Consider the following 21,788-nt stretch of genomic DNA (forward strand, 5'->3'; position numbering starts at 1 on the left):
GATTTTTCGAATAGCAAAATTCTCTCCATCAGCAACATATAAATTATTTGCAGCATCAATAGTTATACCGTATGGATCATTAAAACGTGCAACAGTTCCAGTACCATTAACAAAACCACGTTCACCAGTCTCACTTCCGGCAAAAACAGTAACCTCTCCTGTAATAGCTACTTTTAATATACGATGCTCATTGTTATCAGCTATATACATATTGCCAGAAGCATCAAAAACGTTCCCTGCTGGCCAACTAATAAATTCAGAAGGTATTTCATATTTAGGATTTTGATCAGAAGTACCTACATAAGTAGAAACTGTATAAGGAGATTCATACTGTTCCATGTAATAGGTAGCACCATTTTCTAATAAGTCTTCTGGGTCTAATCTAGAACTTGCCTCAGGAGAAGCATACCAATCTATTCTTGTATTTTCATTTTCTGTATTTACAATATCTAACAGCTGGGTTGCTGCATCATTGTAATTAAAAGTACTCGTTTCTAATACTTTTTTTACTGAAACTGCAAAACGTTTTACACTCACTACACCTCCAACAGTTTGGCTCGCATAGTAAGTAGTGGCATCTTGTAAAACTGTTGTTAATGCTAAAACACTACCTCCAGTAGGTGTTGCATACCATTGTATATTCTCTCCTGTTACTTCTAAATCAGCTAAAGTAGCCTCTCCTGCATAAATTTGTGTAGACAAACCTTCGGGTGGTGGTGTATTAAAAAAAGAGTTTGAAAAAAGAGTTTCTGATTTGTAAATACCATTATTGGCATTCAATACAAAAGAACTAAATACTGCAAACAATAGTATTGTGATACTGTTTTTTTGGGGGAAATATTTCATAAATAGAATTTTAAAAATAAAATTATGTTTGGGGTTACATGTTTAAATCTTGCTCATTAAACAAAAATACTGGGTTTTAAAATTTTTTACTGTTTTTTTTATAGTGAAGTTGTTTCAAAATGCGATTTTGACACAAACTTTAACAAAAAAGACCCTAAAATGTCTTTGTATTTTTAAAAAAAAGTTTAAAAGTTTTTTTTCTAAACTTCTTAAATTTAAAAATATTCTAAAATCAAAAAACAAACTATCTTTGCACCATGACACATAAAGCTGGTTTTGTAAATATTATTGGAAATCCTAATGTTGGTAAATCTACATTGATGAATGCTTTGGTGGGCGAAAAGCTCTCTATTATTACTCCAAAAGCACAAACAACAAGGCACCGTATTTTGGGGATTGTCAATGATGAAAATCATCAAATTGTATTTTCAGACACACCAGGTATTATAAAACCTGCCTACGAATTACAATCTTCTATGATGGATTTTGTAAAGTCTGCCTTTGAAGATGCCGATATTTTAATCTACATGGTAGAAGTTGGCGAAAAAGAATTAAAAAACGAAGCTTTCTTCAACAAAATAATTCATAGTGAAATACCTGTTATTTTATTGTTGAATAAAATTGACACTTCTTCTCAGAACGAAGTAGAAGAAAAAATTGAGTATTGGAAAAACAAAGTACCCAATGCAGATGTTTTTGTTATTTCTGCTTTAGAGGGATTTAACGTAGCTGAAGTTTTAGAAAAAATAAAACAAGAGTTGCCCGAAGCACCTGCTTTTTATCCGAAAGACCAACTAACAGACAAACCAGAACGCTTTTTTGTAAATGAAAAAATTAGAGAAAAAATACTAATTCATTATAAGAAAGAAATTCCGTATGCTGTAGAAGTAGAAACAGAAGAGTTTACAGAGGAAGAAACAATTGTTAGAATTAGAGCTGTAATTATGGTAGAAAGAGAAACTCAAAAAGGAATTATTATTGGTCATAAAGGAAGTGCTATCAAAAGAGTTGGTGCAGAAGCAAGAAAAGATTTAGAGAAATTTTTTGCTAAAAAAGTATTTATAGAACTCTATGTTAAAGTGAATAAAAACTGGCGTAGCGATAAAATTCAACTAAAACGCTTTGGCTACAATCAAAAGTAACCCACTTCTTATATATTTTCAATCATAAAATGGTGTAGCTTTTTCATTTGAGGTTTGCCTGTATCTTTGCCTATTTTTCCTAAAACATATAATAAAATCCAAAGGAAAGGGACAACAAGCAGCATTACAACCGGAAGAAAAACAGGTTTTTCTAAAGAGATATTTGCGTATAAGAGCACTCCAAAACCTACAAACAAAGCGCCTAATATAAAGTGAAGAAACATAAAGAACGTCCAAACTTGTGGTTTTGGCCCAAAAAGTCCTTTTAAAACTGTTGTTGTTTCTGTTACTTTAATAAATTCTAAATGCAGTTGCGGAGACCAAAAATGTTCTTCTTTCTTGGGCACACTTATAAAAACATGTCCATCTACTACACTTCCTCTAAATAAAACAGTTTTGTTTTTAAACTGATTCGAAAACCGATCTAAAAGCAGCTCATAATTTTCTTCTAAAGTGATTGAAAACCTTGGTCTTAAGAAAATTTCGCTATTTCTTTTCTCTATTAAAAGTTTCTTTTCTTCGTGTAACATGAAAGATTTTATATGTGACTAAATTTACAATAATTTATCGTACAGTAAATTGTATCTTTGCAAAAAATATCAATCAAAATGAATAGTATTGTTGCCATTGTAGGAAGACCAAATGTAGGGAAGTCAACACTTTTTAATAGATTAGTGCAAAGAAGGGAAGCTATTGTAGACTCTGTTAGTGGGGTAACCAGAGACAGACACTATGGTAAATCTGACTGGAACGGAAAAGAGTTTTCTGTAATTGACACTGGTGGGTATGCAATTGGTTCAGACGATATTTTTGAAGAAGAAATAAGAAAACAAGTTGCCCTGGCAATCGAAGAAGCAGATATTATTGTGTTTGTGGTAGATGTCGAAGAAGGCATTACTCCGATGGATGCTGAAGTTGCCAAACTACTTAGAAAAGTTAAAAAACCAATTTTTGTTACTGTAAACAAGGTAGACAACGCCATGCGAGATGCAGATGCAGTAGAATTTTACAACCTTGGTTTGGGAGGATATCATACTATTTCATCGATAAACGGAAGTGGAACAGGAGATTTACTAGATGCTTTGGTAGAAAAAATGCCAGATCCAGAGCCTTTTGATTCTGAGAAACAAGAACTGCCAAGATTTGCAGTAGTTGGTAGACCAAATGCAGGAAAATCTTCTTTTATAAATGCTTTAATTGGAAAAGATAGAAATATTGTAACTAATATTGCTGGTACCACAAGAGATTCTATAGACACAAAATACAACCGTTTTGGATTCGATTTTAATTTGGTTGATACCGCTGGTATTCGAAAAAAATCGAAAGTAAAAGAAGACTTAGAGTTTTATTCTGTAATGAGAGCCGTCCGTTCGATAGAATACGCAGATGTTATTATTTTAGTTGTTGATGCCACTCGTGGTTTTGAAGGACAAGATCAAAACATTTTCTGGTTGGCAGAAAAGAATAGAAAAGGAGTTGTAGTGCTAATTAACAAATGGGATTTAATTGAAAAAGAAACCAATACGCTTCGCGATTTTGAAGCCATGGTTAAAAAACAGATAGAACCTTTTACAGACGTGCCTATTGTTTTTATTTCTGCACTTACTAAACAACGTTTGTTTAAAGCCATAGAAACTGCAGTAGAAGTTTTTGAAAAAAGAAAAAACAAAATACCAACTAGCAAGTTAAATGATGCCATGTTAGACTTGGTAAAAAGTTATCCACCACCAGCTACCAAAGGTAAATTTGTAAAAATAAAATACTGTATGCAGTTGCCAACGCCAACGCCTCAGTTTGCTTTTTTCTGTAATCTACCTCAATATGTAAGAGATCCTTACAAACGATTTTTAGAAAATAAACTAAGAGAAATGTATGATTTTTCTGGTGTACCAATTACTATTTACTTCAGACAAAAGTAACAACGATTCTTGGTATGTAAATGTATTCTAAATAGTTAAAATCTTTTTTAACTATTTTTTTTTCGCCAAAAAGTAAGTAATTTTAAAGAATATTTTAAACCCCTTTCAAATCGGTTTATCTGTAATTAAAAGGTGTTTTTTTCGACTAATAATAACACTAAACAAAGAAAACCAAATGATGCTTACATGGAAAGATATTATTCGTTTTGCAACCAAAGGAAGTCCGAATCCTGTAAAACGAGTTGAAAAAACACCGGCTGAATGGAAAGCTCAGTTGACTGAAGAACAGTACAGAATTACTAGAGAAAAAGGTACAGAAAGACCACATTCTGGTGCATTGTGTGCTATCTATGATGAAGGACAATACAATTGCGTTTGTTGCAACACACCACTATTTGACTCTACCATTAAATTTGAATCTAGCTCTGGTTGGCCAAGTTTTACACAACCTATTTCAGAAAATGCCATAAAATACCACAAAGATCTTACGTTTGGTATGGTAAGAGTAGAAGTACTTTGCAATACTTGCGATGCGCATTTAGGGCATATATTTCCTGACGGACCAGAACCAAGTGGCTTGCGTTATTGCATTAATTCTGAAGCCATGGTTTTAGATAAAAAATAATTGAACAATATTAAAAAATACCAAACAGTCTCAAAAGAAAACTAAAGATTAGATAATGATACTTCTTTAAAAAGACATAAAATTAAAATGGGTAAAAACATACAAATTGCCACAATAGGCGGAGGATGCTTTTGGTGTACAGAAGCTGTATTTCAAGAAGTAAAAGGAGTCGAAAAAGTAGTGTCTGGTTATGCTGGCGGTAACGCTCCTGGAAAACCAACCTACAGAGAAATTTGCTCTGGTTTAACAGGGCATGCAGAAGTTATTCAGGTTACTTTTAATGCAGATATAATTTCTTTTCAAGACATCTTAGTCATTTTTATGACAACACACAATCCTACAACATTAAATCAACAAGGTGCAGATAGAGGTACGCAATACAGGTCTGTCATCTATTATCATAATGATGCACAAAAATCAATTTCAGAGGAAGTCGTAAAACAAGTGCAACCTTATTACAACCATAAAATTGTAACAGAAATAAGTAAATTGCCTATTTTTTACGAGGCAGAAAAAGAGCATCAAAATTATTACAAAGAAAATACACAACAAGGATATTGCAGCTATGTAATTGAACCGAAATTGGCAAAACTAAGACAATTACACGCAGATAAATTAGCATGAAACTAAACATTAAAAATACATTTATAGAACACTTACCAGCAGATCCTAATTTAGAAAACACTAGAAGACAGGTAGAAGAAGCTGTGTATTCTTTTGTAAATCCGAAGCAAACAAAAGCTCCTAAAGTAATTCATACTTCATTAGAAATGGCGACTTGTTTAAATATTTCTGAAGCGGATACAAAAAGTGATTTTTTTAAAGATATTTTTACAGGCAACCAAATCTACCCAGAAACTAAACCCTTTGCCATGTGTTATGCGGGCCATCAATTTGGCAATTGGGCAGGGCAATTAGGAGACGGTAGAGCTATTAATTTATTTGAGGTAGAACACAAAAACTACAACTGGAAAATACAATTAAAAGGCGCTGGCGAAACTCCGTATTCTAGAACTGCAGACGGCTTGGCAGTGTTAAGATCTTCTATAAGAGAATATTTGTGTGCAGAAGCCATGTTTTATTTAGGTGTACCCACCACAAGATCTTTGTCTTTAAGTTTGTCTGGTGATACTGTTTTACGCGATGTCTTATACAACGGAAATCCTGAATATGAAAAAGGAGCAATTGTTGCCAGAGTGGCACCTTCCTTTATACGTTTTGGTAATTTTGAAATATTTGCGGCAAGAAATGATACTAAAAACCTAAAAATACTTACCGATTATACCATCAAACACCACTTTCCTCATTTAGGAACACCTTCTAAAGAAACGTATCTTCAATTTTTTAAAGAAGTTACTACCCGAACCTTAGACATGATTATAGCTTGGCAACGCGTTGGTTTTGTGCATGGTGTAATGAATACAGACAACATGTCTATTCTAGGTTTAACAATAGATTATGGCCCATATGGCTGGCTAGAAGGTTTCGATTTTGGTTGGACACCTAACACCACAGACCGCCAAAACAAACGCTACAGATACGGAAATCAGCCTAATATTGGTTTATGGAACCTGTATCAACTAGCGAACGCGTTGTATGTTTTAATTGAAGATGTACCTGCATTAGAAGCTATTTTAAAAGCCTATGAGGTAGATTTTGAACAAAAATCTTTACAAATGATGAAATCCAAATTAGGATTGTTTTCTTCGGATGCAAACGATGTTAAGCTCTTGCAAGATTTAGAAGATAATTTACAATTAGCTGAAACCGACATGACTATCTTTTTTAGAAATTTAAGTAATTTCTCTGAGGCTAGAACAGGGTTTAACACAATAGAAAATGCTTTTTACGATTTAGAAAACATGTCTGATGAAATAAAAATGAGATGGATTACTTGGTTTGAAAGTTATGAAACCAGATTGAAAAAAGAACACCTTTCATCCGAAGAAAGAAAAGAAAAAATGGATGCTGTAAACCCCAAATATGTACTTAGAAATTACATGGCACAATTGGCAATAGATGCAGCAGAAAAAGAAGATTATTCTTTAATTGATACCTTTTATCAGCTTCTTAAAAAACCTTATAATGAGCAACCAGAACACCAACAATGGTTTGCAAAAAGACCTGAATGGGCAAGAAATAAAGTAGGATGCTCTATGTTAAGTTGTAGTTCTTAACTTTAAAAAGAGTACTTTAGTTTAACAGTTTTCTACTATGATACACGAATTGAAAGAAATAATACATCAAGCAATTTTAAACCAGCAAAAAGGATTAAAAAATGTATTGGCTTCTGTAGTGTACCTAGAAGGTTCTTCCTATAGAAAACCAGGTGTTAGAATGTTAATTTCTGAAGATAAAACCACAGTGGGTGCAGTATCTGGTGGTTGTGTAGAGAAAGAAATTATAAAACGTGCAAATACTGTCTTTAAAGATCAAAAGCCAAAAATAATTACCTATGATGGCAGATACAGATTGGGTTGCGAAGGCATCTTATATGTACTCATAGAACCTTTTTTTATTGCTACTAATTTTTTAAATGCATTTTCTGAAGCTGACAAAAACAGAGAAAGTCTAAAAATAGAAAGTTATTATACCAAACAAGACGAGGCTTTTGGTAATTTTGGTTCGATAGTAACATTTGAAAACAATGAGACGTTTAAGTTTTCTGAGGAATTTATTCCTGAAAGCAAAGAGGAAGTCTTTACACAAATACTGCCTCCAAACTTTAAATTGATACTAATTGGCGGGGAACATGATGCTGTAAAACTTTGTAAAATTGCCGCCAACATTGGCTGGCAAATAACGGTAATTACCGCTGCAAAAGACAGCAAACAACTTTCTGATTTTCCAGGGGCATATTCGGTAACAGGCAGCACTCCAGAAAGTATAGCGTTTTCCAATATTGAAGAAAACACGGCTATTGTACTTATGAATCATAGTTATGTTCAAGATTTAAAATATTTGGTAAAACTCTCTGCACACTTACCAAAATACATTGGTATTTTAGGTGCTCCTAAAAGAAGAGAAAAACTTTTTAATGACCTTTTTGAATATGCACCAGACACAACCGAAGAGTTCTTAGACGCAATTTACACTCCTGCAGGTTTGCATATTGGGGCAAAAACACCCGAAGAAATTGCCATTTCTATAATTGCAGAAATATTAGCAGTAACCAGAAAAAAAGAACCATTTTCTCTGCGCAAGCTAACAGATAAAATTCACAATTAGAATGACAAAAATTGCAATTTTAGTATTGGCTGGGGGGCAATCTACAAGAATGAAAACGCCCAAACAATTGGTAAAACTAGGAAACAACTACTTGTTAGAAACAGTCTTAAACAAAGCAAAAGACATCAAAAAAAACCATGTATATTGTGTATTGGGTGCAAATGCAGATTTAATTAGAAGAGAAATAGCCTGTGCGAACATTCGTTTTATTTACAACAAAAACCACACAACTGGCTTAAGCGCTAGTATTGTTGCTGGCACTCATTTTATAACTTTACAAAAAGAAAAATACGACGGTCTTTTAGTGCTTTTAGGAGACCAACCTGCTATTGAAAAAGAATATTTATTACATTTAATAACAGAATTCTCTAAGGATTCTCTAAAAATTATCAGCTCAAATTACAAAAACAAGCCAGGTGTGCCTGCAATTTTTCCAACACATTATTTTTCTAAATTAAAATTGATGAAAGGTGATTTTGGTGCCAAAGAAATTTTAAAGAACAATAAAGACGTTGTTATTTCTAAAAAAACAAGCAATTTTATAGACATTGACACTCCAGAAGACCTAGAAAATTTTAAAAAATTGCTTTTAAAAAAAGACTAAAAACAGAATTACCAACCACCAGAAGCACCACCTCCGCCGAAGCTTCCACCACCAAAACCGCCGCCAAAACCTCCTGAAGAAGAGCCTCCGAAACCGCCTCCAAAACTCCCACCTCTACTACCTCTTCCTGCGTTGCTTAAAATAATAGCTTCTAAAATATTTGCAGCTAAAGTTCTTTTCCGAAACCTTCTGTTAGGGCCATCATCATTTTTATTGCCTTTGAAAATCAAAATGAAAATAATGATAAATGCAATGATAAAAAAGAGTTTACCAGTATTAAACCCCTCTTTAGTTTCAATTCTAGTCCCTTTAAATTCGCCTTGTAAGGTTCTAAAAATATAACTAGCTCCTAAATCTAACCCTTTGTAATAACTTCCTCTTTTAAACTCAGGAATAATAACTCTTTCAATAATTCTTTTAGACAGAAAATCTGTAAGTAAAAACTCGACACCCTTACCTACTTGAATTGCTATTTTTCGGTCATCTCTAGCCAATAAAATTAAAACTCCGTTATCTTTATCAGCATCACCAATACCCCATTTTTCTCCCCAATTTGCAGCTAAGTAATTTATGTTTTCACCTTCGGTAGAAGAAATTATAGCAATTACAATTTGTGTTGATGTAGTATCTGAATAACGAATTAATTTTTGTTCTAAAGTAGATTTTTCTGAAGATGCCAATAAACCAACATAATCGTAAATACTTGTCTGAAAATTGGGCTTAACAGGTATTTTATATCCTTGAGAAAAAAGGGTATTAGAAAGTATAAAAGCAATAAAAAAAAGGAATTTGTTACTAAAAAACAAACTCTTAAGACTTATTTTATTTTGCATCATGCTTTAGATATCTCGTTAGATAGTTCATTTTCATCATCTGTTTTGTAAGGAAAATGATCTTGTAATGCTGAACCGGCTTTTAGAATACCGTCTACAATACCTTGCTTAAAATTTCCAGTTTTAAAATGATGTTGCATGACATCTTTAGTAGCGTTCCAAAAATCTGAAGACACAATGCTATGAATGCCTTCATCGCCATAAATTACAAATTTCTTATCATTAACAGCAACATAAATCAACACTGCATTTGCTTGCTTTGTTGTATTCATTTCTAAAGAAAAAAACACTTCGATTGCACGCTCATAGTGGTCTTTATCCGAAGTAGCCTCTATATGAACTCTAATTTCACCCGAAGTGTTTTTTTCTGCAACCCTAATGGCTGCAATAATCTCTTGTTCTTCTTTGGATGTTAAAAACGCCTCAATTTTAGACATTTAATTATTGTTTCTTATTAAAATCGAAATTTACATCAGGTGCATTTTCAGATCCAGGATTTGCTTTGTAACGAGACATTTCTTCAAAACCAAATAAGCTTGCTAATAATTTACCAGGAAACTTTGTAGTATGTATATCGTATATATTTACTTTTTCGTTAAAACGATCTCTTGCAACATTAATTCTATTTTCTGTACCTTCTAACTGACTCTGTAATTCTAAAAAGTTTTTATTTGCCTTTAGCTCTGGATATCTTTCTACAGAAACCAACAATTTAGACAATGCGCCACTTAAACCTGTTTGTGCTTGCTGAAATTGCGCCATTTTTTCGGGTGTTAAATTACCCGCATCTATATTTACAGAGGTTGCTTTTGCTCTTGCATTGATAACATCTGTAAGGGTGCTTTTCTCAAATTCTGCTGCCCCTTGCACTGTTTTTACTAAGTTGCCTATTAAATCGTTTCTACGTTGGTAAGAACTTTCTACATTAGACCAAGATGTTTTTGCATCTGCTTGATAGGTAACTGCTGTGTTATTAAAACCAACTGCCCAATTATAAATTGCAAATACTATTACTGCAATTACTATTACGGGTACTAACCATTTTTTCATAATTCTTCTTTTATTTATTAAATTGTTTAGATTCTTATAATTTTAGACCCCAATAAAGAGATAAAGTTACAACTGACTTTTTATTTTTATTAATTCTGATTTAACATGCTCTAACCTTGTTATAATTTTTTGATTATGAATGGCTACTTTGGCATTGGTTTTTAACTTTTGCTTAGCGCCCTCTAAAGTAAATCCTCGTTCTTTAACAAGATTAAAAATCAGCTTAAAATTTGCAACATCTTCTTGGGTAAACAATCGATTGCCTTTGGCATTTTTTTTAGGCTTGATGATATCGAACTCTTTTTCCCAAAAGCGAATTAAAGAAGCATTTACCTCGAAGGCTTTGGCTACTTCTCCTATCTTATAATATCTTTTGTCTTGTAGTTCTATGTGCATTATATATTGATAACCGTATACTTTTCTAACAGAAAATTAAGTGATTAATCGTAAGATTGCCCTTCTTCTTCTGCCGCTTTTTGCATGGCAGCAAATTCTTCTGGGGTTAAATCTCCGTAGTAAAAGTTAATCGGATTTAAGGCTACATCATTTTTATGTACTTCGTAATGCAAGTGTGCAGATACAGATCTACCTGTATTACCCACGTAGCCAATTAAATCTCCCCTATTTACCTTTTCTCCTCTTTTTGCTTTAATTTTACTCATGTGAGCATAGATTGTTTTATAGCCATAACCATGATCTATATAGACAACGTTACCAAAAGTAGCACTTCTTTGCGCTCTTATAACCGTTCCGTTACCAGAGGCATAAATAGGTGTGCCCGACGGAGCTGTAAAATCCATCCCTTTATGAAATTTTCTAATTTTTAAAATAGGATGCATACGCCATTTGTAGCCAGATGCCATTCTTGTTAAATGTTCTAATTTAACAGGCAAAATTGCAGGTATAGAGGCAAGCATTTTTTCTTTTTCTTTTGCTAAACTAACTATTTCATCTAAAGATTTCGATTGCACAACTAATTGTTTCGAAAGTAAATCGATGTCTTTGGTTAATTTGGTAATCATGGTCGAGTTATCAAAACCATCTAGATATTTGTACCTGTTAACACCACCAAAACCTGCTTTTCTTTGTTCGTCTGGTATTGGGTTTGCTTCAAAATAAGTTCTGTAAATATTATTATCACGCTCCTGTAATTGTGCCAAAACCAAAGCGCTATCTTCCATTCTTTTAGAAAGTAATTGATAGTGTAATTTTAAATTGTCTAACTCTCTTTTTTGAGCTCGTTCGTTGGGCGATTGAATAAACTGACTAAAAACAATAAAACCTATAAAAGCGACTAAAACCAAGGCAAAACCACCAAAAATGGTTCTCTTGTAATAGTCTCCTTTCTTTGTGGTAATTTTCCTGTAAGAAAGGGTGTTTGCATCGTAATAATATTTTACTTTTGCCATAAATAGTAATTATAGTATTTTTGCATAGTTTGGGGTAAGCCTATTTAAAACTTATAATAAAAGAACAAATTTACAAAATGTTTTACAATTGCTTTTTAAAAGTACATTTTTTAAAATTAAATTAACAAAAACCGACCTGTTGGTAACTGCTTTTTTATGAAATCACAAGATATACGCGCTACTTTTTTAAAATTCTTTAAAGATAAAGGCCATTTGATAGTTCCTTCTGCTCCAATGGTTACAAAAAACGACCCAACACTGCTTTTTGTGAATTCTGGTATGGCACCATTTAAAGAGTATTTTTTAGGAAATGGTACTCCAAAAAATAATAGAATCTCTGACTCTCAAAAATGTTTGCGTGTTTCTGGTAAACACAACGATTTAGAGGAAGTGGGTTATGACACTTACCACCATACGTTATTTGAAATGTTAGGAAACTGGTCTTTTGGAGATTATTTTAAAAAAGAGGGGATTGCATGGGCTTGGGAATTGTTAACCGAAGTCTATAAAATTGACAAAGATATTTTATACGTAACTGTTTTTGAAGGATCTGAAGATGCCGACAATCTAAAAATGGATACAGAAGCTTATGATATCTGGAAACAATTTATCCCTGAAGACAGAATTTTAAAAGGCAATAAAAAAGATAACTTTTGGGAAATGGGCGAACAAGGTCCTTGTGGTCCTTGCTCTGAAATTCATGTAGACATTCGTTCTGCCGAAGAAAAAGCCAAAGTTAGCGGAAGCAGTTTAATCAACGAAGATCATCCGCAGGTAGTAGAAATCTGGAACTTGGTTTTTATGCAGTACAATAGAAAAGCCAACGGAACATTAGAGGATTTACCAAACAAACATATAGATACAGGTATGGGGTTTGAGCGTTTGTGTATGGTTTTGCAAAACGTACAATCTAATTACGATACTGATGTTTTTAAACCTATTATAAGTGAAATTGCTACCATTACTGGCACAAAATATGGCATAGACACCAAACAAGATATTGCAATACGTGTTATTGCAGACCATTTAAGAGCTGTTGCTTTTTCTATTGCTGATGGTCAGTTGCCAAGTAATACAGGTGCAGGATACGTAATACGTAGAATTTTAAGACGTGCTATTCGTTACGGATTTACATTCTTAGATACAAAAGAGCCTTTTATTTATAGATTGGTTGCAATTTTAAGCACAAAAATGGGAGCTGCTTTTCCAGAATTAAAAGCACAAAAACAACTGATAGAAAATGTTATTAAAGAAGAAGAATCTTCTTTTTTAAGAACCCTAGACAAAGGACTTATTTTATTAGACGGAATTATATCAGAAAATAAAACAAAAGAAATTTCTGGAGAAAAAGTATTTGAATTGTACGATACTTTCGGTTTCCCAATAGATTTAACGGCTTTAATTTTATCTGAAAAAGGATTTACATTAGACGAAAAAGGATTTCAGGAAGAATTGCAAAAACAAAAAAACAGATCTAGAGCTGCAAGTGAATCTTCTACTGAAGATTGGTCTATTTTAGTGAATGATCCTGTAGAAGAGTTTATTGGATATGATGCTTTAGATGCTGATGTAAAAATTACAAGATACAGAAAAGTAACCTCTAAAAAAGATGGTGAAATGTATCAGTTGGTGTTTAATCTTACTCCTTTTTATCCAGAAGGCGGCGGTCAAGTTGGAGACAAAGGGTATTTAGAAGACATACACGGAGATGTAATTTACATTCTAGATACTAAAAAAGAGAACAACGTAATTATTCACTTTACCAAAACTCTACCAAAGCATTTAAATGAGAATTTTAAAGCGGTTGTAGACAAAAAACAACGTTTTAGAACAGAGTGCAACCACACAGCAACGCACCTTTTACATCAAGCTTTAAGAGAAGTTTTAGGAACGCATGTAGCGCAAAAAGGTTCTGCAGTTCATTCTAAATATTTACGTTTTGATTTTTCTCATTTTTCGAAATTGACTTTAGAAGAAATTAGCGATATCGAACATTTTGTAAATGCTCGTATTTCTGGTAAAATTCCTTTGGAGGAAAACAGAAATATCACACTTAAAAAAGCCACAGAAGAAGGCGCAATTGCTTTATTTGGAGAAAAATATGGCGATACTGTTCGTGCCATCAGATTTGGAAACTCTATAGAATTATGTGGTGGTACTCATGTAAAAAACACCGCAGACATCTGGCACTTTAAAATAAAATCTGAGAGTGCAGTTGCATCTGGAATTAGAAGAATAGAGGCAATTACCAACGACGCTGTAAAAGATTTTTATTCAGAAAACAATAAAACGTTATTAGAAATTAAAGAAACTTTAAACAACGTTAAAGAACCTGTAAAGGCAATCAAAAAAATACAAGAAGAAAATGCCGATTTGCAGAAACAAATAGCAGCACTTTTAAAAGAAAAGGCTCAAAATTTAACGGGCGAAATTGACAACCAATTGCAAGAAATTAATGGTGTGCAGTTTTTAGCAATTAAAGTAGATTTAGATGCAAATGGCATTAAAGATTTGGCTTTTGAAGTTGGTAAAAAACATCAAAACTTATTTTTATTATTTGCTACTGCACCTGCAAAAGACAAAGCAATGTTAACGTGTTATATTTCTAAAGAATTAGCCAAAGAACGTGGTTACGATGCTGGTAAAGTAGTAAGAGAGCTTGGTAAATTGATACACGGTGGCGGTGGTGGCCAAAATTTCTTTGCAACCGCAGGTGGTAAAAACCCTTCAGGAATTGCTAAAGCATTAGAAAAAGCACAGGATTATTTGGTTTAAGCTCAAAAAATGAAACTCCAAACAATTGTTCCGATAGAAAAACAATCTAAAAACGCCATAGACTACAACGCTAGGGTTTTACTATTAGGCTCTTGTTTTTCAGAAAACATTGGTACTAATTTTGAGTATTATAAGTTTAACAGCACTCAAAACCCATTTGGAATTCTATTTCACCCAAAAGCTATAGAAAATTTAATTTGTAATTCGTTACATCAAAAAAAATATACCGAAAAAGAGCTCTTTTTTAAAGAAGAAAGATGGCATTCTTTCGAGGTGCATTCTAGTCTTAGTAATACAAATAAAGATGCTCTTCTAACTCTTTTAAACAACTCGGTTTTAGAAACAAAAAAGCAAGTAGAAAAAGCAAGTCATATAATTATTACGCTTGGCACTGCTTGGGTTTACAAATATACAGAAACCAATAGTATTGTTGCTAATTGTCATAAAGTTCCGCAAAAAGAGTTTACAAAACAGCTTTTATCAGTTGCTGAAATTACAGAAAGCTTACAAACTATTTTAACGGAAATAAACAATGTAAATAAAAACTGTACTGTTGTTTTTACAGTTTCTCCCGTAAGGCATTTAAAAGATGGTTTTGTAGAAAATACCAGAAGTAAAGCTCACTTAATAGCTGCCATACATCAAGTATTACAAAATAATAAAACGATGTATTTTCCTTCTTATGAAATTATGATGGATGAGTTAAGAGATTATCGTTTTTACCAAGAAGACATGCTGCATCCTAACAAAACTGCCATTCGGTATATTTGGGAAAAATTTGTTTCCGTTTTTTTCACAGAAAACTGTCAAAAAACAATGAAAGAAGTTGCTCTTATTCAGAAAGGGATGGCTCACAAACCATTTCATCTTGACAGTGAGAGTCATCAAAAATTTTTAAAAAAATTAGACCAAAAAAAAGAAGAATTAAAGCAAAAACACCCTAATCTTTCTTTTTTCTGATCTTGTTATTTTAGGCTATAAATGCTGATCTACATTTTGCCAAGGACCTCCATTAATAACGTCTACACCATGGTTTGCTAAAAACTGTGTTGCTTGTCCGCTTCTACCACCACTTCTACAAACAGCAATTACTGGCTTGTTCCAAGACTTAATTTTTTCTACCTCTAAAGGTATTACTGTTAAGACAATGTGTTCTGCGCCTTCAGTATGGCCTTCATCCCACTCTTCTTTTGTTCTTACATCTAAAATAACAGCTCCTTTTGCTAGATATTCTTTAATTTCTGCACTCATATTTTTCTTGGTAAATAGGTTAAAAAATCCCATATTATCTATTTAATTTCAGCCAAAATTAAACCATTCTCAATTAATTTTGTGTAGCTTTTGTTACACTTTAATTCATTTAGTCTCGCTAAAATTTCATTTTTAATATTTAAATTATTTTGCAAAGCTAGTTCATATAATTCTAAACACAACAACCAATCTGACTGAAATTTGGTTTTTAACTCATTAAAAATGGTGGTAATATTTTTATTTGTAGCTGTTTTATGCTCTCTTAGTTCTTTTACTTGTGCATAAAGTTGATACAATTGTTTCTCTTTATCCGTATATACTATTTTATGTGTTTTTGTACTAGACAATTTGCCCATACTTAAAAAAGAAGCAACATCTGCAGGGCCAGAAAAAGCAGAAACCACTTCTTTACCAATAGCCATATCATAAATACCCCATTCTGGTTGAAAGAGAATTTCATCTTTATAAGTTACGGTGCACTCATCCAAAGAAATAATTAAAATTTTACCTCTTAAATCTCTGGTTCCAGTAATGGCTTTTCCTTTAACAACAACACCGCTTTCGAACTCTAAATTCATAAATTCACCTTCATAAATGCCGTAAGCTTTTAAGTCTCTCGGACTCATGTCTTCTATAGGTAAATTAATGCCTTTTAATTTACCAACAGGGCTACCAAAACCATTTGCATGGCTACTTGTACCATGCCCAATCAACTCTTTATCTCTGTTAGAAAGTGCAGTGGGTCCTTGGGTTTGTATGTAGGCTACTTTATTATTTTTATACTGAATTACTTTAGTAAACACACCCGATATTTGAATACCCGTTGTTAACTCTATAGTACCCAAGTTTTCTGATTTAATTAGCTTATTTACACCAGTTAGACCACCATTTCTTAGAGCCATTGTATTTGCAAATTCGTCTAAAACAAGACTTAAATAGGCAAAATCTGGTGTAACAAATAACTGAGGTTGTGGTTTTGTAATGTCAAAATTAGCGGATGCTGCATCTATAGAATAAGGCACTTTTTTAACTTCTTTTTTCATACACCAAGCACTTTCTCCGATAGATGAAAGCAAGCCAGCACCGTATATTTTGGGACTATCTACTGTACCTATTAAGCCATATTCTACCGTCCACCAATGCAAATTTCTTATCTGTGCCATTTCAGACAACTCGCCCATATTGTCTTGTAAGTCTTTTACAGCTTTTTCTGCTTCAGCTACTTTATTTAAAGGGGTGTTTGGGTCTTCTTTTAAGATGGATAAAAGACGAATTGCTTCATACATTTGATAATCTTTTGATGAAGATATTGCTTTGCTACCAATTTCACCAAAACGCCTTAAATACTCTGCATATTCTGGATTTGCAATAATTGGTGCATGTCCGGCGGCTTCATGAATAATATCTGGCGCTGGTGTATACTCGATATGATTAATGGTTCTCATATCCGAAGCAATTACTAAAACATTGTACGCCTGAAACTCCATAAAAGCATTTGGGGGTATAAAACCATCTACTGCCACAGCAGCCCAACCTATTTCTTTTAAAATTCTATTCATTCCATCCATATTTGGAATGTTATCTATTGAAATACCTGTCTTTTTTAATCCTGAAATGTAAGATGAATGAGCAACTTTGCTTAAATAATCTATATTCATCCTCATTACATACCGCCAAACAGCCTGATTTTGTGCAGTATACTCGCTGTAAGGTTGTTTTACTATAAATTTATGTAAATGCTTTGGCAACTTTTTTGTAACCTCATTTACCTCAAAATGATCTGCCATTATATTATTAATAATTTTAAGTCGTAAAATTACGAATTTTACAATTTAATACCTCTTTTTTACCTTTATAAAATCAACTAAAAAAGAAAAATAAAAATACGTTTAAAAGATTACTTTTTATACCTCGAAAAATGATATCGGTTTCGTAGAAAAAGGAAAGTAAGCCAAATAAATTTCTTATTTTTACTGCTCAAACTAAGAAAATGAGCAAAAAAGTTATTCTAATGATTTTAGACGGATGGGGTATAACGCAAGACCCAAAAGTATCCGCTATTTACAACGCAAAAACACCCTACATTAATAGTCTATATGACAAATATCCGAATGCAACACTAAGAACCGACGGAGAGCATGTTGGTTTGCCAGAAGGACAAATGGGAAACTCTGAAGTTGGTCATATGAATTTAGGTGCAGGTAGAATTGTGTATCAGAATTTAGCCCGCATAAACAAAGCGGTTGAAGAAAAAACTTTAGGCAAAGAAAAAGCATTGTTAGACACGCTACAATATGCAAAAGAACACAAAAAAGATGTTCATTTACTGGGTTTGTTATCTAATGGAGGCATTCATGCACACATCAACCATTTAAAGGGTATTTTAGATGTTGCTAAAGAAAACGAAGTAGAAAATGTGTATTTACACGCTTTTACAGATGGTAGAGATTGTGATCCAAAATCTGGAACTTATTTTATAAATGACATTCAAGAATACATGAAAGAAAGTACCGGAGAATTGGCTTCTGTTACTGGGCGTTATTACGCAATGGATAGAGACAATAGATGGGAACGTGTTAAAGAAGCATATGATGGTTTGGTGCATTCTGTTGGTACAAAAACAGGAGATCCTATTGCAACCATGAATGCTAATTATGAAAACGGAATTACAGATGAATTTCATAAATCGATAATTGTTACCAATGAAGACGGAACTCCGAAATCTAAAATTAAAGAAGGCGATGTTGTTCTTTTCTTTAACTACAGAACCGATCGAGGAAGAGAATTGACCAATGCATTGTCTCAAAACGATTTTCCTGAATTTGGCATGAAAAAATTAGATTTGTATTACACAACTATTACCATGTATGACGAAAGTTTTAAGGGAATAAATGTAATTTACAATAACGATAATATAAAAAACACATTAGGAGAAGTACTTGCAAATGCAGGTAAAAAACAAATTAGAATTGCTGAAACAGAAAAATATCCGCATGTAACATTTTTCTTTTCTGGCGGACAAGAAGCTCCTTTTAAAGGAGAATCTAGAATTTTAAGAAATTCGCCTAAAGTGGCCACTTATGATTTAAAACCAGAAATGTCTGCATACGAATTAAAAGAGGCACTTTGTGAAGATTTAGAAAAAGGTGAAGCAGATTTTGTTTGTTTAAACTTTGCAAACGGAGACATGGTAGGCCATACAGGTATTATGGAAGCAGCCATTAAAGCCTGTGAAGCAGTAGACAACTGTGTAAAAGAAGTGATTGAAACTGGTATTGCAAACGGATATTCTACATTGTTAATTGCAGATCATGGTAATTGCGAAACCATGATGAATCCAGATGGGTCTCCGCATACAGCACATACAACAAACCCTGTGCCTTTTATTTTAATAGACTCAGAAATAAAATCTATAAAAAGTGGTATCTTGGGCGATATTGCGCCAACAATTTTAGATTTACTAGAAGTTGAACAGCCAAAAGAAATGACACAACATTCATTATTATAGAAACTTTAAAAAAAGAAAATGAAAAATTTAATTTTAATTGCATTTATAGGAATATTATCCGCTTGCAATGCACAACAAAAAATAACGGCTACAAAAAATCAAAATGGAGATTTAGTAGGTATTGCTAATAAAGAATCTTTTGCTGATGATGCTTACAAACAGTGGTTTAATGCTAACTACGACAATTACAATGCAGATAAAGTTACCATTAGCCAATTAAAAAGAGCTTTAAAAGGCCATACAATTAAAGGTTTTATGGGTACTTGGTGTGGTGATAGTAAAAGAGAAACACCACGTTTTTACAGAGTTTTAGACGATGCAAATTTCGACTTAAAAAATGTAGAAATGATAACCGTTAACAGAAGTAAAAGAACACCAGATAATTTACAAGAAGGCCTAAATATTTTTAAAGTACCAACTTTTATTTTTTACAAAAACGGCAAAGAAGTCGGTCGTTTTGTAGAGCGTGTTAGAGAGTCTTTAGAAAAAGACATGCTTAAAATTGTTACTAACAAAGGATATAAACATTTTTACGACAGAAGCAAGTAAAATGATTAACAACACTTTAATTGTAGCTGTAGATTTTGATGGTACCATTGTAGAAGATGCGTATCCTAAAATTGGTAAGCCACAAATATTTGCTTTTGAAACGCTTAAAAAACTTCAAGAAAAAGGATACAGATTAATTCTTTGGACCTACAGGTCTGGCAAACCTCTTAAAGAAGCAGTTGCCTTTTGTAAAGAAAATGGTATCGAGTTTTATGCTGTAAATAAAAGTTTCCCAGAAGAAGAATACAATGAAAAATACAGCCGAAAAATAAACGCAGATCTTTTTATAGACGATAGAAATATTGGCGGTTTTATTGGCTGGACAGCAGTATACAAAGAGCTATTTAATTACGAACCAACTCCTAAAAAGAAAAAAGGATTGTTCTCTTTTTTAAAATAAAACCCTCTACGTCTTTCCTTAAAAAATAGTAACTTTGCGGTTCAATTTTTTAAGATGATTAAGATAAAAACCAAAGAAGAAATAGAAATCATGCGCGAGAGTGCATTGGTAGTTTCTAGAACACTAGGCATGCTTGCTAAAGAAGTAAAACCCGGTGTTTCTACTTTATACTTAGACAAATTAGCAGAAGATTTTATAAGAGCAGAAGGCGCAATACCCGGTTTTTTAGGATTGTATGATTTTCCAAACACGCTTTGTATGAGTCCGAATACTCAAGTTGTACACGGCATTCCTAATAAAGAACCGTTGCAAGAGGGAGATATCATTTCTATAGACTGTGGTGCTAAGAAAAATGGTTTTTATGGAGACCACGCCTACACATTTGCCGTTGGTGAAATTGCAGCTGAAACTAAAAAATTGTTAGACGTTACTAGAGAGAGTTTATACGTTGGTATTAGAGAGTTTAAAGTAGGCAATAGAGTTGGCGATGTTGGTTTTGCCATTCAAAAATTTACCGAAGACCATGGTTATGGTGTTGTAAGAGAATTGGTAGGTCATGGTTTGGGAAGAGAAATGCATGAAGATCCAGAAATGCCTAACTACGGAAAAAGAGGTAGAGGTAAAAAATTTGTTGAAGGTATGGTTGTTGCCATCGAACCAATGACAAATTTAGGAACTCATAAAATAAGACAACATAGCGATGGTTGGACAATTACAACGCTAGACAACAAACCATCTGCTCATTTTGAACACGATGTTGCCATTGTAAACGGAAAACCAGAATTACTTTCTACATTTAAATATGTTCATGAAGCATTAGGAATTACAACTAATGAAGAAGATGAATTTAGAGCTTTACGATAACAAAAGTGTCTATCTTTAAATCTATATTAAACACTGTACCCAGACCATGGCTTATTAAAATTAGCTATTGGGTAAGGCCTTTTGTTGCTTTCGCATTAAAGGGAAATCGATTTACAGATCCTATTGATGGTAAATCTTTTCGTAAATTTTTACCTTACGGATATGGAACACAAAGAGAAAACGCACTTTCGCCCTCTACTTTATCGTTAGAAAGACACCGACTGCTATGGTTATTTTTAAAAGAGGAAACTGATTTTTTTACTTCAACAAAAAAACAAAAGACGCTACATATTGCGCCAGAGCAATGCTTTTTAGACCTTTTTAGAAAGCAACATAATTTAGAGTACACTACTTCTGATATAGAATCTCCTATAGCCGACGTAAAAGCCGATATTTGCAACTTGCCTTTTAAAGACAATGAATTTGATGTTGTTTTTTGCAATCATGTGTTAGAACACATTACTGATGATACAAAAGCGATGCAAGAACTGTATCGAGTTTTAAAGCCTGGCGGATTTGGTATTTTTCAGATTCCGCAAGATCTTAATAGAGAAAAAACTTTTGAAGACAATACAATTACAGATCGTAAAGAACGCGCAAGAATTTTTGGCCAATATGACCATGTAAGAGTCTACGGAAGAGATTATTTTGATCGGTTAAGAAATGTAGGTTTTAAAGTTGACGAAGTAAACTACACGCAAAAAATAACTCCAGAAAAATTAGAGCGATTCTGTTTGATGAAAAATGAAATTTTACCTGTTTGTTATAAATAGCAATTAATTAAG

Annotated in this window: 22 protein-coding genes and 1 pseudogene; 14 read left to right on the plus strand and 9 right to left on the minus strand. The window is 33.0% G+C overall.

Translation table 11 applies throughout. The features are described 5' to 3' along the window. Window positions 1–846: pseudogene (locus tag Q0678_RS08530) on the minus strand (hypothetical protein); the annotation flags it as partial. Window positions 847–1,103: 257 nt separating this feature from the next. Here Q0678_RS08530 and era point away from each other — a divergent pair. After that, window positions 1,104–1,988, plus strand: a complete 885-nt coding sequence (era, locus tag Q0678_RS08535; protein ID WP_299056630.1) for a GTPase Era — start codon at window positions 1,104–1,106, stop codon at window positions 1,986–1,988. Between the two features lie 8 nt (window positions 1,989–1,996). Here era and Q0678_RS08540 read toward each other — a convergent pair whose 3' ends face one another. Next, window positions 1,997–2,518: a GTP-binding protein gene (locus Q0678_RS08540; protein ID WP_299056632.1), complete on the minus strand. Its 522-nt coding sequence runs from the start codon at window positions 2,516–2,518 to the stop codon at window positions 1,997–1,999. 78 nt (window positions 2,519–2,596) lie between these two features. On the opposite strand from Q0678_RS08540, the gene der reads away from it, so the two are divergent. The 6 genes from der (at window position 2,597) to Q0678_RS08570 (ending at window position 8,364) form a co-directional block, all read left to right on the plus strand. Further along, complete coding sequence (gene der / locus Q0678_RS08545) at window positions 2,597–3,907, plus strand: ribosome biogenesis GTPase Der (protein ID WP_299056634.1); 1,311 nt, start codon at window positions 2,597–2,599, stop codon at window positions 3,905–3,907. Between the two features lie 178 nt (window positions 3,908–4,085). Further along, window positions 4,086–4,532 carry a peptide-methionine (R)-S-oxide reductase MsrB gene (msrB, locus tag Q0678_RS08550; RefSeq protein ID WP_299057163.1) on the plus strand — a complete coding sequence of 149 codons (447 nt, stop codon included), beginning with the start codon at window positions 4,086–4,088 and terminating at the stop codon, window positions 4,530–4,532. 87 nt (window positions 4,533–4,619) lie between these two features. Then, on the plus strand, window positions 4,620–5,156 hold the full coding sequence (gene msrA / locus Q0678_RS08555; protein ID WP_299056636.1) for a peptide-methionine (S)-S-oxide reductase MsrA: 537 nt from the start codon (window positions 4,620–4,622) through the stop codon (window positions 5,154–5,156). Next, a complete protein-coding gene (locus tag Q0678_RS08560) occupies window positions 5,153–6,709 on the plus strand; it encodes a YdiU family protein (protein WP_299056638.1) in 1,557 nt (518 codons plus the stop codon). Before msrA ends, Q0678_RS08560 begins: the two co-directional genes overlap by 4 nt. Window positions 6,710–6,746: 37 nt before the next feature. Next, complete coding sequence (locus Q0678_RS08565; protein WP_299056640.1) at window positions 6,747–7,760, plus strand: XdhC family protein; 1,014 nt, start codon at window positions 6,747–6,749, stop codon at window positions 7,758–7,760. Window position 7,761: 1 nt separating this feature from the next. After that, window positions 7,762–8,364 carry a nucleotidyltransferase family protein gene (locus Q0678_RS08570; protein WP_299056642.1) on the plus strand — a complete coding sequence of 201 codons (603 nt, stop codon included), beginning with the start codon at window positions 7,762–7,764 and terminating at the stop codon, window positions 8,362–8,364. An 8-nt stretch (window positions 8,365–8,372) separates the two neighbouring features. Here the strand turns inward: Q0678_RS08570 and Q0678_RS08575 are convergent, their stop codons facing one another. The 5 genes from Q0678_RS08575 to Q0678_RS08595 all read right to left on the minus strand — a co-directional run bounded on the left by Q0678_RS08575 (window position 8,373) and on the right by Q0678_RS08595 (window position 11,656). After that, complete coding sequence (locus Q0678_RS08575) at window positions 8,373–9,200, minus strand: YgcG family protein (RefSeq protein ID WP_299056645.1); 828 nt, start codon at window positions 9,198–9,200, stop codon at window positions 8,373–8,375. Beyond that, complete coding sequence (locus Q0678_RS08580; protein WP_299056654.1) at window positions 9,197–9,634, minus strand: TPM domain-containing protein; 438 nt, start codon at window positions 9,632–9,634, stop codon at window positions 9,197–9,199. The genes Q0678_RS08575 and Q0678_RS08580 overlap by 4 nt, the downstream gene beginning before the upstream one ends. Window positions 9,635–9,638: 4 nt before the next feature. Then, on the minus strand, window positions 9,639–10,247 hold the full coding sequence (locus tag Q0678_RS08585; protein WP_299056656.1) for a LemA family protein: 609 nt from the start codon (window positions 10,245–10,247) through the stop codon (window positions 9,639–9,641). A 66-nt stretch (window positions 10,248–10,313) separates the two neighbouring features. Beyond that, window positions 10,314–10,643, minus strand: coding sequence for a MerR family transcriptional regulator (locus Q0678_RS08590; RefSeq protein WP_299056658.1), 330 nt, complete (start codon window positions 10,641–10,643; stop codon window positions 10,314–10,316). Window positions 10,644–10,687: 44 nt separating this feature from the next. Beyond that, window positions 10,688–11,656: a M23 family metallopeptidase gene (locus Q0678_RS08595; RefSeq protein ID WP_299056661.1), complete on the minus strand. Its 969-nt coding sequence runs from the start codon at window positions 11,654–11,656 to the stop codon at window positions 10,688–10,690. 156 nt (window positions 11,657–11,812) lie between these two features. Here Q0678_RS08595 and alaS point away from each other — a divergent pair, with 156 nt between their 5' ends. Together alaS and Q0678_RS08605 are read left to right on the plus strand one after the other, a co-directional pair. After that, window positions 11,813–14,431, plus strand: a complete 2,619-nt coding sequence (gene alaS, locus Q0678_RS08600) for an alanine--tRNA ligase (protein ID WP_299056663.1) — start codon at window positions 11,813–11,815, stop codon at window positions 14,429–14,431. Window positions 14,432–14,440: 9 nt separating this feature from the next. Then, window positions 14,441–15,391 (plus strand): GSCFA domain-containing protein, encoded by a 951-nt coding sequence (locus tag Q0678_RS08605; RefSeq protein WP_299056664.1) that lies wholly within the window; start codon window positions 14,441–14,443, stop codon window positions 15,389–15,391. Between the two features lie 15 nt (window positions 15,392–15,406). Here the strand turns inward: Q0678_RS08605 and Q0678_RS08610 are convergent, their stop codons facing one another. Then, window positions 15,407–15,715, minus strand: a complete 309-nt coding sequence (locus tag Q0678_RS08610; protein WP_299056666.1) for a rhodanese-like domain-containing protein — start codon at window positions 15,713–15,715, stop codon at window positions 15,407–15,409. A 5-nt stretch (window positions 15,716–15,720) separates the two neighbouring features. Continuing rightward, window positions 15,721–17,469 carry an aromatic amino acid hydroxylase gene (locus Q0678_RS08615; RefSeq protein WP_299056668.1) on the minus strand — a complete coding sequence of 583 codons (1,749 nt, stop codon included), beginning with the start codon at window positions 17,467–17,469 and terminating at the stop codon, window positions 15,721–15,723. A 203-nt stretch (window positions 17,470–17,672) separates the two neighbouring features. Here Q0678_RS08615 and gpmI point away from each other — a divergent pair, with 203 nt between their 5' ends. Genes gpmI through Q0678_RS08640 form a run of 5 tightly spaced genes read left to right on the plus strand, consistent with a single transcriptional unit; the run spans window position 17,673 to window position 21,776 of the window. Beyond that, window positions 17,673–19,190 (plus strand): 2,3-bisphosphoglycerate-independent phosphoglycerate mutase, encoded by a 1,518-nt coding sequence (gene gpmI, locus Q0678_RS08620; protein WP_299056670.1) that lies wholly within the window; start codon window positions 17,673–17,675, stop codon window positions 19,188–19,190. A gap of 18 nt (window positions 19,191–19,208) precedes the next feature. Next, the gene (locus Q0678_RS08625) at window positions 19,209–19,739 is read left to right on the plus strand and encodes a thioredoxin family protein (RefSeq protein WP_299056673.1); all 531 of its coding nucleotides are present in this window, start codon (window positions 19,209–19,211) and stop codon (window positions 19,737–19,739) included. 1 nt (window position 19,740) lies between these two features. Next, on the plus strand, window positions 19,741–20,139 hold the full coding sequence (locus tag Q0678_RS08630; protein ID WP_299056676.1) for a BT0820 family HAD-type phosphatase: 399 nt from the start codon (window positions 19,741–19,743) through the stop codon (window positions 20,137–20,139). Between the two features lie 54 nt (window positions 20,140–20,193). Beyond that, window positions 20,194–21,003 carry a type I methionyl aminopeptidase gene (gene map, locus Q0678_RS08635; RefSeq protein ID WP_299056678.1) on the plus strand — a complete coding sequence of 270 codons (810 nt, stop codon included), beginning with the start codon at window positions 20,194–20,196 and terminating at the stop codon, window positions 21,001–21,003. A gap of 5 nt (window positions 21,004–21,008) precedes the next feature. Further along, the gene (locus Q0678_RS08640; protein ID WP_299056683.1) at window positions 21,009–21,776 is read left to right on the plus strand and encodes a class I SAM-dependent methyltransferase; all 768 of its coding nucleotides are present in this window, start codon (window positions 21,009–21,011) and stop codon (window positions 21,774–21,776) included. The last annotated feature ends 12 nt before the right edge of the window (window positions 21,777–21,788 follow it).

This window comes from uncultured Polaribacter sp. (assembly GCF_947497125.1).
Lineage (GTDB): Bacteria > Bacteroidota > Bacteroidia > Flavobacteriales > Flavobacteriaceae > Polaribacter.